Raw genomic sequence first — 12,930 nt, forward strand, 5'->3', positions numbered from 1 at the left:
TCTAATGAAAATAGACAAAATAAAACAGGGCTTTCAAAAGGGATTTACCCAGGGATATACATATAAAAAAATCACCTTCCGCCTGGCGCCGCACATACACCCGGCCTGGCTCAGGCGGCTGCTCCTTCCCCTTCATGCCCCGCACCAGGAGGCCGGGGACGGTCCCCTGCTCAAGCTGGAAAACCTGGTAAAGATATATGATACCGGAGCCATCAAGGTTCTGGGACTTAAGAAGATCAACCTCACCATAGACCGGGGCGAGTTTGTGGCCATTATGGGGCATTCCGGTTCTGGAAAATCCACCCTTATGAATATTCTGGGGTGCCTGGACCGCCCTACGCTGGGACATTATTACCTGGATGGCGTGGATGTGGCGGAGATGACACCGGATGAGCTGTCCGATATCAGGAACCGGAAGATAGGGTTTGTGTTCCAGTCCTTTAACCTGATTTCCAGGACATCGGCTCTTAAAAATGTGGAGCTGCCCATGACTTATGCCAGGGTACCAAAGGCAAAGCGTCTCCAGAGGGCCGGAATGCTGCTGGAGCGGGTGGGCCTGGGGACAAGACAGGACCATATGCCCAACGAGCTCTCAGGAGGACAGAGGCAGAGGGTGGCCATTGCAAGGGCTTTGGCCAACGAACCGCCCCTGATCCTGGCTGATGAGCCAACAGGCAACCTGGATACGGCTTCCTCCATTGAGATCATGGAGCTGTTCAGCCAGCTGCACCAGGAAGGGGCCACCGTGGTGGTGGTTACCCATGAGGAAGACATAGCCGCATTTGCGGACCGGGTTATCCGGTTCAGCGATGGGCAGATACAGAGCGACACGCTGAATGTCCATGGGGACGATTTCCATGGAACGCGTGCCTGCGGCTCCGGAAAGGAGGCAGAGGATGCTGATTGAGAATATGAAGATGGCATTTTCCGCCATCCGCGCAAACAAGATGCGTTCCGCCCTCACCATGCTGGGCATTATAATCGGTATTGGTTCTGTTATATCCATTGTATCCATTGGGGATACCATGAGAGGGCTTTTTGCAGACCTGTACAAGGACGTGGGCATTACCCAGGCATATGTATCCGTTGGTTACTGGCTGGATGATGTAAGGCAGAGCGATTATTTTACATTAGATGAGATGGAGCGGGCCAGGGAGGCATTCAAAGATGAAGTCGCTTACATTGACAGCAGCGCCTATACCAGCGCTGACGCCAGTTACAAGCGTACCAAGATCAAGTTTGAGTTTCAGGGGATTGACTATAATTACCAGGATGTACAGCCGGTGAACATGGTTTACGGCCGGTATCTGAATGAGGGAGATATACTTGGCAGGAAGAAAAATGCGGTCATGGACACGGACAGCGCCCTGAAGCTCTTTGGCATAGAGAATGCAGTGGGAAAATCATTCCGCACCACCATATACGGCAGCACGGAGGATTTTACAGTGGTGGGCGTGTACCGGAAGAATGTCAATGCCTTCCAGGCACTGATGATGGGCGGCAGCAACAGCGATAAAGGGGCTGCGTTCATACCATATACCCTTCTCACCTGGCCCAATGACTATTTCTACCAGCTTCACGTATATGCCAAGGATGATGTGAACCTGGACCAGTTCTTTGAACAGTTTAAGGCATATGCGGCCAAGATGCACGGCAGGCAGGCGGAGGATATGTACATGTACACGGCCATGCAGGAGATGACCTCGGTGGATGCCATGATGGGAGGCCTGTCCATGGCAGTTGGCGGTATTGCAGCCATTTCCCTTCTGGTAGGCGGCATCGGCATCATGAATATCATGCTGGTATCCGTTACGGAGCGGACCAGGGAGATCGGTATCAGAAAGGCCCTGGGAGCCAGGACGCAGGATGTGCTGATCCAGTTTCTCACAGAGTCGGCAATCCTGTCGGCCTGCGGCGGGATCATAGGCGTGGTCATGGGCGTGGGGCTTGTGTCCCTGGGAGGCCTGGCACTGGGAATGCCGGTCATTATAAAGCCGGGAGTCATCCTTGTGGCCGTATCCTTTTCAGCGGTGGTGGGTATTTTCTTTGGACTTTATCCCGCGTCCAAGGCAGCTAAGTCAGACCCCATTGACGCGCTGCGCTATGAGTAACAGGAAGGTAACAGAAGAAAGGTTTTTATTAGAAAAGAGGTTTGTTAATGATAGATAACAGCAGGAAGGACAAAAGGAGGATCCGGGCGCGCCTGAGACATCATGGCACCTGTCTTGGCGCCATGTTTCTGGCGGTGTCCGTCAGTGCAGCGGCACCGTTTACTGCCTGGGCCAGTCCGGAGTTTGCCTATACTGGGGAAAAGTGGGCGTCCCTTCGCGACAATGTGCTGGAATATGATGAATTGGCGGACCTGATTCATGAGTATAATGTGACTGTGATCAATAACAGGATAGAGTATGACGAGTACAGGGGCAAGGACCATGACGATATGAAAAATGCCTATCAGGACATGGCGGATAAGCTTTACGATTCCAGTGATAAGATGATGGACGCCACGGACGAGGACCAGCCTGGATACGGCAGTATGGCGGCAGGTGCGATCGGCGCCCGGCTTCAGGCCGAGCAGAACCAGGACATGGCGGATTCCCAGAACGAAGACGGCTATGTAAAGAAACTGGAATATGACAGGCAGGAGGCATCCCTTGTAAAGGAAGCCCAGGCCAAGATGAACTCCTATTGGCAGAAATTTAAAGCAATGCCCGCCCTTGAGGAAGCGGCAGCCACAGCCCTTTCCCAGTATCAGTCAGCGGCAGTGAAAGCAGGCCAGGGCATGGTGACCCAGGCTGAGCTTCTGTCCGCCCAGGAGAAGGCGGAAGCAGCCCAGGCGGCAATCCAGACCAATGAAAAGGAGATGGACGCCCTCCGCAGGGAACTGTGCGTTATGACGGGCTGGAGCTATGATGCCCGGCCGGATATTCAGGAGATCGTTGTACCTGATTCCGGTGAGGTGGATTCCATTGATCTGGCAGCTGATAAGGAAAGAGCCAAAACCACCAATTACACCCAGGCGGCCAACGAACGCCGCCTGAAATATACCGGTGTGGGAAACCAGTATGATGTGATGGAGCGCAAGGTAGAAAGCGGACGCCGGCAGATTGAGGCGGATGTGGAAGCCAAGTATAAGCTTTTAAAACAGGCTCAGGCAGACTATGACCAGACACGGGGGGAGCTGGAGCTGGCGGTGAGAAATGCCCAGGCAGCTGAACGCCGCTACAGCCTTGGCACTATTTCCAGAAACGAGTACCTGCAGCAGCGGGACGGGCTGGCATCCAAACAGTCTTCAAATGATGTGGCCGGACTCAGGTTCAGACAGGCCATGGAGGATTACCGGTGGTCTGTGAATGGACTGGCGCAGACGGAGGGAGCATGATATGGTCAGGATCAGACGAATCGTTCCGGCATTGATGAGCGCCTGCCTGGCATTTTCCGCGGCAGGGGCTGTGAGCAGTAGTGGCCAGACGGCCTGGGGAGCCCAGGCCATCCAGTACAGCGATTTGCCGGAGTTGGTAAAAACCTATTCTCCCCAGGTCCAGATGGAGCGGACCCTGTATGAAACCAGGCTGGGACGTTATGAATCCGCAAGGGAAGAGATGATGGAAACAAGACGCCGCCTGCGGGAGGAAGCGGAGGATATGGAGAAAAATGGGGATTCCGATGGGGCAAGCAATTACAGGGCCCAGGCAAAGGTCCTGGAGGAGGCTGCAAAGGATATGGATAAGCAGATCCGCTCAGCCAAGGGAAGTTCCAGCACCATGTCCCTGCGCAGGATGGAAGATACCATGATATGGACCGCCCAGAGCCTTATGGGGACTTACCACAGTCTCAGGGCAGAGCAGGAAGGCGCCCTTGCAGAAGCCGAGCTTATGCAGGGGAAATACGAGAAAGCAATGCGTCAGGCCGGCCTTGGAATGGTATCCCAGGCAGCGGCGGATGAGGCGGGAAAGGCAGCAACAGCGGCAGCCAACAAGGCACAGTCCCTTCAGGATGATATGGAGCGTGTCAGGAAGGAACTTCTGATGGTTACGGGATATCCCGGGGATTCCCAGGTCCAGATCGGCATGTTACCCGTTCCGGATCAGAGCCGTGTGGATGGGATCACCCTGGAGGCGGATAAGTGGAGAGCCCTTGGGAATAACTACGAACTGAGACAGCAGAGGGGCAGCTCCTCCGGAGGAACCATTAAAGAGCACCATGTCCGCCAACGGACAATTGAGGAGGGCGAAGCAACCATGTACGGCCAGATGGATACACTGTACCAAAATGTTCTGGCCGGACGCACCATGTGGCAGAGCGCTGTAACGGCCCAGGCAGCCCGGGAGGCAGAGTGGAAGGCCGCTTCCAACAAGATGGACCTGGGCATGCTCTCCAGACAGGAATACCTGGAAGCCAGATCATCCTATCTGGACGGGGCGGCAGCCAAGGCCCAGGCAGATGTGAATTTTCAGCAGGCCATGGATATGTATGACTGGGCGGTGAAGGGATTGATGGCCACTAACTGAATTCTGCCCGATGCTCCGTCACTGCCTGAGCATCCGGTATCCGACTCCCACGTGGGTCTGTATGTACTGGGGCTGTGACGGGGTTCTCTCGATTTTCTTCCTAAGCGAAGCCATAAATACCCGCAGGGAGGCCACATCCCCCTCCCAGGCAGCGCCCCAGATTTCCCTGGTGATATAGGAATGGGTCAGGACCTTGCCTACATTGTGGGCCAGGAGGCACAGGAGTTTGTATTCGTATGGGGTCAGGTGGAGCTCTTCACCGTCCAGGGTGGCATAGCCGGCCGCATAGTCGATAATCAGGCCTCCGTTGATAAAGGTGGAGGACTGATCCTCCTTCAGGCTCTGCATATAGCTGAGCCGCCTTTGGGTAGTGCGAAGCCTGGCCAGCAGCTCATCCACTGAGAAGGGTTTGGTGAGATAATCATCCGCACCAGCGTCCAGGGCAGCTATCTTGTCGTCATCCTCGCTTCTGGCGCTGATGACGATAATGGGGATCTTGGACCAGGAACGGATTTTCTTAATTACATCCACCCCGTCCATATCAGGCAGCCCCAGGTCCAGCAGTATAATATCGGGCCGCTGGGAAGCCGCGCTCAGGATTCCCTGCTCCCCCTTGTCAGCCCACATATAGTGGTAATCGTGCATCTCCAGGGTGGTGGCGATCAGGTTCTTGATCGCTTTGTCATCTTCTATGATCAATATTCCGGTTTTATTCATGGATGGAAACCTCCTCAGCAGGTAATGTGATCCGGAATATGCTTCCGGAAGGCGTGTGATCCAGAACCTCAATGGTTCCCTTGTGTGCATTCAGGATCGCCCTGCACAGGGGCAGCCCCAGGCCCATGCCGCGTTTTCCGTCAGCAGATTTGTAGCCTGTGGTATAGAACATCTGGAAAATCTTTTCTTTGGAATCATCCGGTATTCCCGGACCGTTATCCGTAACTTCAATAATAGCACAATTTCCCCTCTGATAACTTTTCACCGTAATATCAGAGTTTTCAGGGGTATATTTGATGGCGTTATCCACCAGGTTGGTGACCACCTGGATGATGAGCTGGGCGTCCACACTGACCAGGATATAATCTCCCTCCTGGGTCACCCGGACCTTGCGGCTTTCATGGCGCCTGTGAATATGGCGCATGGCTTCATCGATGATCTCCTCCAACAGTTCAGTCTCCATGTGCAGCTGTACAGCCCCGCCCTCTACCCTGGTAATGGAGAGCAGATTTTCCACCAGGCTGATAAGCCACATGGAATCATCATGGATATCCTTATATATACGCTGCCTGTGCTCATGGTCTAGGCTGTCCGCGTCATTCATAAGGACCCCGGCGTTGCCGGAAATGCTGGTAAGAGGGGTGCGCAGATCATGGGAAATGGAGCGCAGCAGATTGCTTCGGAACTGCTCTGCCTGGGCCATGGCTGCCTCCTCCTCCCTTTTGCGGGAGATGTATTCCTTTTCAAGGGCTGTGGCGCACTGGTTCAGTATCGCAATGGCCAGGCTGTTCTCAAAGTCGTCAGGAACCACAAGGCCAACCCGGATCCCCATTACTGCGTACACCAGGTCGCAGCTTTTTACCGGAAGATAGTGGAACGCGGCGGTGGACAGGATCTGTGTGGTAGCTCCTGTCTCGCAGTGCCCCATATAGCACTTCCTGGCAGCGGTCATTTCCTCCAGGGTATCAGGAGAAGGTCCGCGGCTGTCGGGATGTTCTGAGAATTCCGTAAATCCCACAGGGGAACACAGTCCGCGTGCATCCGCCTGAAAGCAGGCAATGTCCCGTTTTAAAAGTTTGTTCAGCTGGATGGCCGCAGTTCTCAGAATGTCCTCCTGGTTTCCGGCCTTTTGAAGCATCTGGCTGGTGTCCAGGATCACGCCGGAGCGGTAGGCATCCTGTCTGGATATGCGGGCATTTTCCTTGATCTGGACCGCGTAGGAGCTGGTAAAAACAGCGGCCAGGAATGTGATCAGCAGTGTAAGCTGCGTGCCCGCATCATCTGCTTTAAACGCAAACATGGGCTCTGTGAAGATATAGTTGAACAAAAGGATGCTGGCAAGGGAAGCGGCTGTGCTGTACCACCGGCTGGCGGTAAGGGCGGCCACAACCAGGACACCCAGGATATATACGGTAATGATATTAGTCTGCGGCAGGCCCATCTCCTCAAACAGGAACCCTAAGGCTGTTGACAGCGCCAGCACAGAAACCGTGATCATGGTGTCCGTGCATCTGGTATGCTTGAGCGTGTGCCCAATATGTAGTAACTTCATGGATCAAATGCCTCCTTTACAGTGAAGTGTACTCTCGGAGTCTCCGCGGCACCCATCTTTGCGGCTGATTTCCCGCCAGCCGCACATAAATTGATTCAATGTACACACCGTGTACGCCTCATAAATTTATGTACAACCGACAAAAAATCATCTCGCAAATCTGAGTACCAGGAAACTCCGAGAGTACACTGAAATAATTATAGCACAATCCCCAGGCAATCAACAGGGATTTGGATATTTCTTTACATAATCTTTATAGGCTGGCCCTTTCCATTATACCTGTTTTATGCCTTCCGTGATAAGCTTTAGCCAACAGGAGGAGTTGATGATATGAAATCCATAGAAAAACAAACCCCTGCCAGGATCATAGCATTGGGCTTTATGGCAGTGATCCTGACTGGGTCATTTCTCTTAATGCTGCCCGTGTGCGTGAAGCCGGGGGTCAATCTTCATTATGTGGACGCCCTGTTTACATCCACCAGCGCAGTATGTGTAACCGGACTGATCGCAGTGGACACCGCGGACACGTACACGGCCCTGGGTCAGGCCATTGTCGCCTTTCTGATACAGGTCGGCGGTCTGGGAGTGACATCCGTGGGAGTGGGCGTGATCCTGGCACTTGGACGCAGGGTGAACCTGAAGGAACGTCTGCTGATAAAAGAGGCCATGAACCTGGATTCGGGAAAAGGGATCGTATGCATTGTAAAGAATGTACTAAAGACCACCCTGTGTTTTGAGGGGGCGGGCGCTGTTCTCAGCTATCTTGTGTTTTCCAGGGATTATCCCCCTTTAAAGGCTCTGGGGATCAGCCTGTTCCATTCGGTGGCTGCATTTAACAATTCAGGCTTTGACATTCTGGGAGGGCTTCAGAATCTGACAGGGTATAAAGATAATATCCTGTTAAACCTTACCACCTCCGGCCTTATTATATTTGGCGGCCTGGGATTCCTGGTAATCATGGACATTGCGGGAAAACGTTCATTTAAAAAACTCTGTCTTCATTCCAAAGCAGTGATCGTCACTACTCTGATCCTGCTGGCAGTGGGGACCGTGCTGCTGCGGCTCACAGAGGACATCACATGGCTGGGCGCTTTTTTTACCAGTGTTTCAGCCAGAACAGCGGGATTTACCACATTTCCCTTAAGTGATTTTACCACGGCGGGACTTTTGACCGTTACTGTGCTGATGTTTATCGGTGCATCACCTGGGTCCACAGGAGGCGGGATCAAGACCAGCACCTTGTTTACTCTGTTCCACACCATAAAGGGAGCTGCCACCAACACCCAGCCCCATGCATTTCACTACAAGATACCCCAGGAGGCCTTTTATAAAGCCGCGATCGTGACAGCCCTGTCATCCCTGGTGGTGATCTCCGGTATTCTGTGCATGTGTGTGCTGGAACCGGGGCTTCCCTTTGAGGACATCATGCTGGAGATCACATCCGCCTTTGGCACCGTGGGACTGTCCACCGGCATCACACCCGGGCTGAGCCCCTTAAGCAAGCTGTTGGAGGTCCTGATCATGTACATCGGAAGGCTTGGACCATTGACAATTGTCACTATCTGGATTTTTAAGCCGGATACATCCGTATCCTTCCCTGAGGGAAGCATATCCATCGGATGAGTCCCATCGCACTTAGGGACCAAAGTACGGTCCCTAAGTGCTCATAGCGAGCCACTCCACTAGGCTTGTGGAAGACCGCGCCAAGTGGAGATGACATGCATCGCACGTAAGGGACCAAGATACGGTCCCTAAGTGCTCATAACGAGGAGGAAAGTAATGATGGCACGTAAACAGGCAGAAGAACTGTCATATGGAATTATCGGATTAGGCCGCTTTGGAAGCGCCCTGGCGTCTACGCTGGCGGAAGCCGGAAAGGAGATCATGGTTTTGGACTGCAATGAGGAAAAGGTCAGGCAGATCCGCAATTTTACCGAGCATGCATATGTGGTAAAGGATTTGCAGAAGGAGACCCTCAGGGAAACCGGGATCCAGAACTGTGACGTGGTGGTGGTCTGTATCGGGGATAAGGTGGATGTGAGCATCCTTACGACCCTGAATGTGATCAATCTGGGGGTCCCCCAGGTGGTGGCCAAGGCCAATAGCCCGGAACAGGGAGAAATACTTGAAAAGATCGGAGCCCAGGTGGTGTATCCGGAAAAGGATATGGCCCTGCGCCTTGCAAAACGCCTTATTTCCAAAAGGGTATTTAATCTCTTTGAACTGGACCATAACATTGATATTTCGGAATTTAAGCTTACCTCCCGGCTGGCCGGACAGACGGTCCTGGAAGCACAGCTTCGCAACCGCTACGGCGTAAATATCATTGCCATCAGCCGCGGCGGATGGCTTACCACGGATATCACCCCGGATTATACCCTGGCGGAAGGAGATACCCTGGTGGTGATCGGGGAACGGGATAAAATAAAAAGGCTGGAAGATGCGCTGTAGAAATGCAGTATTGATATGGCGAAGAAAGCCAAAGGGTTATGGTAAGGCAAAACTACAAACTGTAAAAAATTCTTAAATAGATAGCTGAAATCTGTTATGATATAGACATAAAGAGGAACAACCGCCCACAAGGGGGTGACCTGATTATGAGTATAGAAAAACCACCCTCCAACCGGTCAAGTTTTGGGGTGGTTTTTCTATGTTAAGCTAGTGACAAATCAAATAAATGGATGTCAGCAATGCTAAAATAAACATTCCAAAAGCCATAAGGTCTTTAAAATCGAAATGTTTCATAGACATCACCTCCATCCTATGTAGAATGAAGGCCAACGCCACCCTGCAACACGATTGATCCCTAATTGCTTCTTGTAAACTGGCCTAAGAAGATGTGCAAATACCATATCGGTGCGGCCTGAACAGCGATATAAGCTGATCACACGGGACAAGTTATTGTTAGAAAAGGGAATCGTTATACTTTTTTGAGAATATCGACAATTAACAAAGATTTTCTGTTTTATTCAAAGATTTATCAGAAAATTTATTCAAAATGCAGAAAATGCACAAAAAAGTGGCGGCGTATTGACATCCAGTTGTCTATTGTGATAGACTCAAAGTGTCAGAAGATGATACAACTAAATAGACGTATAAGTATTCAAAACTTATATATGCTCAAAATAGGTTGAGCGTTTCTACCAACTACCGTAATAGTTGACTATAAGTTTTCACATCTGGTACTGCCCGGGGCACTGGGGACAGACAGTTGTGAAACCTTAGGCACAGCGGTGGTTTTTTTGTATGTAAAAAATCATATAAAAGCCCGGGCCTGCCGCTGGTCAGGTGGATACAAGTATGTGTGCGGACAGCAAAACCGCACGCAATCCAGAACAGGAGGAGCATATGGCAGAGAATTTTGTATTAAAAGGCAATATCTGCTACAGCCAGGATGCCCAGACCCTTAAGATAGCAGAGCAGGGGTATGCGGTATGTATGGATGGCAGGTCAGCCGGAGTGTACAGAGAACTTCCTGAGATGTATGCAGCATTACCCCTGACAGATTATGGAGACCGGCTGATCGTGCCGGGACTTGTGGACCTGCATCTCCATGCGCCACAGTATTCATTCAGGGGATTGGGCATGGATCTTGAACTGCTGGAATGGCTGAACACACGGACATTCCCGGAGGAAGCTAAGTACAAAGACAATGAATATGCAAAAAAAGCATATTCCATATTTGCGGATAACATGAAGCGTAGCGCGACAACAAGGGCATGTATATTTGCCACCCTTCACAGGGATGCCACGGAAATACTCATGGACCTGATGGAGGAAACAGGATTAAAGACCATGGTGGGAAAGGTGAATATGGACCGCAACAGCCCGGATTTCCTGGTGGAAGAAGGGCCGGAGGCATCAGCGGAAGAAACGATCAGATGGCTGGAGGACATTGAGGGCAGGTATAAGAACACAATGCCTATCCTCACACCCCGCTTTATTCCCACCTGTTCAGATGAACTCATGGAACGCCTGAAAGAGATCCAGGCCAGGTACGACCTGCCCATGCAGTCCCATCTGTCCGAAAACCGGGGGGAGATTTCATGGGTTCAGGAGCTTTGCCCATGGTCTGAGTTTTACGGTGATGCATATGACCATTTCGGACTCTTTGGAAATGGGGTAAGAACCATTATGGCCCACTGTGTGTGGCCGTCCCATGAGGAAGTGAGCCGGATGCGGGATAACGGCGTGTTTGTTGCCCATTGTCCCCAGTCCAACACCAACCTGTCATCGGGGATTGCGCCGGTCAGGACTTATCTGGATCAGGGGATCAGGGTGGGACTTGGCACGGATGTGGCCGGAGGCGTAGGGGAATCCATATTCCGGGCCATGGCAGATGCCGTCCAGGTGTCAAAACTTCGCTGGAGGCTGGTGGATGAAAGCCTGAAGCCGCTTACTGTGGAGGAGGCGTTCTACCTGGGAACCGTGGGAGGCGGAGCCTTCTTTGGAAAGGTGGGAAGCTTTGAGGAAGGATATGAGTTTGATGCAGTGGTTCTTAATGACCAGAGCCTTAAGCATCCCCAGCCATTAGGTGTTAAGGAACGGCTGGAGCGTTTTATCTATCTTTCAGATGAGCGACATATTGATGCAAAGTATGTGTCGGGAAGCAATGTTTTCTAGGCACGATCTAACACTGTACCGTTCCATTAAAACTGAATATGTGTAAAAAGAACGAATAGGGGAAAACGTTCTTTATTATAGAAGTGAAACTATAGGTATTCAAATCAAGGAGGTATGAAGTATGGAGAACAAGGCAGAGCAGGGTTTCTTAGAAAGAGTATTTCACCTAAAAGAAAATCACACCGATGTAAAGACAGAGATTATCGCAGGAATCACCACTTTCATGACAATGGCTTACATACTGGCAGTTAATCCAAACATCTTAAGTGCGACCGGAATGGACCGGGGCGCGGTCTTTACCGCAACCGCCCTGGCGTCCCTGATTGCAACCTTGTTAATGGCAGCTTTTGCAAACTATCCCTTTGTACTTGCACCAGGTATGGGACTTAACGCATACTTTGCATACACCGTAGTGCTTCAGATGGGTTATTCATGGGAAATGGCCCTGGCAGCCGTATTTGTTGAAGGCCTTATTTTCATCGCCCTGTCATTGACCAGTGTCCGTGAAGCAATCTTTAACGCAATACCAATGAACTTAAAACATGCGGTTTCCGCAGGTATCGGACTCTTTATCGCTTTCATCGGCCTTCAGAACGCAAAGATCGTAGTGGAGAGCGCAACCCTTGTTTCCGTGTTCTCCTTCAAGGGTTCCCTGGAAGCAGGAACATTCAGTTCAGTGGGGATTACGGTCCTCCTGGCACTGGTCGGCGTGCTGATCACAGGTATACTGGTGGTTAAGAATGTAAAGGGAAATATCCTTTGGGGAATCCTGATTACCTGGCTGTTGGGCATCATCTGTGAGGTTACGGGACTGTACCAGCCAAACGCAGATCTGGGAATGTTCAGCGTACTGCCGGACTTTTCCAGCGGATTCGGCATCCAGAGCATGGCGCCAACCTTCTTTAAGATGGATTTCTCAGGAATCCTGTCCTTTAACTTTATCACCATCATGTTCGCGTTCCTGTTTGTGGATATGTTCGATACACTGGGAACCCTGATCGGCGTGGCTTCCAAGGCAGATATGCTGGATAAAGACGGAAAGCTTCCGAAGATCAAAGGTGCCCTGATGGCGGATGCGGTTGGTACATCCTTAGGCGCGGTATTCGGCACATCCACCACCACCACCTTTGTGGAGAGCGCATCCGGTGTTGCTGAAGGCGGAAGGACCGGTCTTACATCCGTGGTAGCAGCCCTGTTCTTTGGACTGTCCCTGTTCCTGTCACCTATCTTCCTAGCCATTCCGTCCTTTGCAACGGCTCCGGCTCTGATCATAGTAGGCTTCCTGATGGTGTCATCCATACTGAAAATTGATTTTAATGATTTCACAGAGGCAATCCCAAGCTATATCGCAATCATCGCAATGCCGTTTATGTACAGTATTTCCGAAGGTATTGCAATGGGCGTTATCTCTTACGTAGTGATCAACCTGGCTACCGGCCATGCAAAAGAGAAGAAGATCAGCCTGCTGATGTACGTTCTGGCCGTGCTGTTTGTTCTGAAATATGTACTGATTTAATGTTACGCAAA

Annotated in this window: 10 protein-coding genes and 1 riboswitch; of the genes, 8 read left to right on the plus strand and 2 right to left on the minus strand. The window is 51.4% G+C overall.

The window, feature by feature from the left end; genetic code table 11:
- The first annotated feature begins 4 nt into the window (after positions 1–4).
- From CLFS41_RS16485 to CLFS41_RS16500, 4 genes are read left to right on the plus strand one after another with little or no spacing between them, the layout of a single operon-like run.
- Positions 5–907 carry an ABC transporter ATP-binding protein gene (locus CLFS41_RS16485; protein ID WP_007860758.1) on the plus strand — a complete coding sequence of 301 codons (903 nt, stop codon included), beginning with the start codon at positions 5–7 and terminating at the stop codon, positions 905–907.
- The gene (locus CLFS41_RS16490; RefSeq protein WP_045092861.1) at positions 897–2,111 is read left to right on the plus strand and encodes an ABC transporter permease; all 1,215 of its coding nucleotides are present in this window, start codon (positions 897–899) and stop codon (positions 2,109–2,111) included. The genes CLFS41_RS16485 and CLFS41_RS16490 overlap by 11 nt, the downstream gene beginning before the upstream one ends.
- A gap of 47 nt (positions 2,112–2,158) precedes the next feature.
- On the plus strand, positions 2,159–3,382 hold the full coding sequence (locus CLFS41_RS16495) for a hypothetical protein (RefSeq protein WP_052665779.1): 1,224 nt from the start codon (positions 2,159–2,161) through the stop codon (positions 3,380–3,382).
- Position 3,383: 1 nt separating this feature from the next.
- Positions 3,384–4,511: a hypothetical protein gene (locus tag CLFS41_RS16500; RefSeq protein ID WP_052665781.1), complete on the plus strand. Its 1,128-nt coding sequence runs from the start codon at positions 3,384–3,386 to the stop codon at positions 4,509–4,511.
- An 18-nt stretch (positions 4,512–4,529) separates the two neighbouring features.
- Here CLFS41_RS16500 and CLFS41_RS16505 read toward each other — a convergent pair whose 3' ends face one another.
- Positions 4,530–5,228 (minus strand): response regulator transcription factor, encoded by a 699-nt coding sequence (locus CLFS41_RS16505; RefSeq protein ID WP_007860752.1) that lies wholly within the window; start codon positions 5,226–5,228, stop codon positions 4,530–4,532.
- The gene (locus tag CLFS41_RS16510) at positions 5,221–6,780 is read right to left on the minus strand and encodes an ATP-binding protein (protein WP_045092862.1); all 1,560 of its coding nucleotides are present in this window, start codon (positions 6,778–6,780) and stop codon (positions 5,221–5,223) included. The genes CLFS41_RS16505 and CLFS41_RS16510 overlap by 8 nt, the downstream gene beginning before the upstream one ends.
- 330 nt (positions 6,781–7,110) lie before the next feature.
- Here CLFS41_RS16510 and CLFS41_RS16515 point away from each other — a divergent pair, with 330 nt between their 5' ends.
- From CLFS41_RS16515 to CLFS41_RS16530, 4 genes are all read left to right on the plus strand, one after another.
- Complete coding sequence (locus CLFS41_RS16515) at positions 7,111–8,403, plus strand: potassium transporter TrkG (RefSeq protein WP_007860750.1); 1,293 nt, start codon at positions 7,111–7,113, stop codon at positions 8,401–8,403.
- A gap of 156 nt (positions 8,404–8,559) precedes the next feature.
- The gene (locus CLFS41_RS16520) at positions 8,560–9,231 is read left to right on the plus strand and encodes a TrkA family potassium uptake protein (RefSeq protein ID WP_007860749.1); all 672 of its coding nucleotides are present in this window, start codon (positions 8,560–8,562) and stop codon (positions 9,229–9,231) included.
- 639 nt (positions 9,232–9,870) lie between these two features.
- Positions 9,871–9,966: riboswitch (purine riboswitch) on the plus strand.
- A 162-nt stretch (positions 9,967–10,128) separates the two neighbouring features.
- On the plus strand, positions 10,129–11,403 hold the full coding sequence (locus tag CLFS41_RS16525; RefSeq protein ID WP_045092924.1) for an amidohydrolase family protein: 1,275 nt from the start codon (positions 10,129–10,131) through the stop codon (positions 11,401–11,403).
- Between the two features lie 121 nt (positions 11,404–11,524).
- Positions 11,525–12,919, plus strand: coding sequence for an NCS2 family permease (locus tag CLFS41_RS16530; protein ID WP_045092863.1), 1,395 nt, complete (start codon positions 11,525–11,527; stop codon positions 12,917–12,919).
- Positions 12,920–12,930: the final 11 nt, after the last annotated feature.

It is taken from the genome of Clostridium sp. FS41 (genome assembly GCF_000954015.1).
In the GTDB taxonomy this organism is placed as follows: Bacteria; Bacillota; Clostridia; order Lachnospirales; family Lachnospiraceae; genus Enterocloster; species Enterocloster citroniae.

Bases quoted from the DNA above. Each gene is read 5' to 3' on its own strand.
- CLFS41_RS16500 (WP_052665781.1), top strand. From the start codon at position 3,384: ATGGTCAGGATCAGACGAATCGTTCCGGCATTGATGAGCGCCTGCCTG.
- CLFS41_RS16505 (WP_007860752.1), bottom strand. From the start codon at position 5,228: ATGAATAAAACCGGAATATTGATCATAGAAGATGACAAAGCGATCAAG.
- CLFS41_RS16510 (WP_045092862.1), bottom strand. From the start codon at position 6,780: ATGAAGTTACTACATATTGGGCACACGCTCAAGCATACCAGATGCACG.
- CLFS41_RS16495 (WP_052665779.1), top strand. From the start codon at position 2,159: ATGATAGATAACAGCAGGAAGGACAAAAGGAGGATCCGGGCGCGCCTG.
- CLFS41_RS16515 (WP_007860750.1), top strand. From the start codon at position 7,111: ATGAAATCCATAGAAAAACAAACCCCTGCCAGGATCATAGCATTGGGC.
- CLFS41_RS16485 (WP_007860758.1), top strand. From the start codon at position 5: ATGAAAATAGACAAAATAAAACAGGGCTTTCAAAAGGGATTTACCCAG.
- CLFS41_RS16530 (WP_045092863.1), top strand. From the start codon at position 11,525: ATGGAGAACAAGGCAGAGCAGGGTTTCTTAGAAAGAGTATTTCACCTA.
- CLFS41_RS16525 (WP_045092924.1), top strand. From the start codon at position 10,129: ATGGCAGAGAATTTTGTATTAAAAGGCAATATCTGCTACAGCCAGGAT.
- CLFS41_RS16520 (WP_007860749.1), top strand. From the start codon at position 8,560: ATGATGGCACGTAAACAGGCAGAAGAACTGTCATATGGAATTATCGGA.
- CLFS41_RS16490 (WP_045092861.1), top strand. From the start codon at position 897: ATGCTGATTGAGAATATGAAGATGGCATTTTCCGCCATCCGCGCAAAC.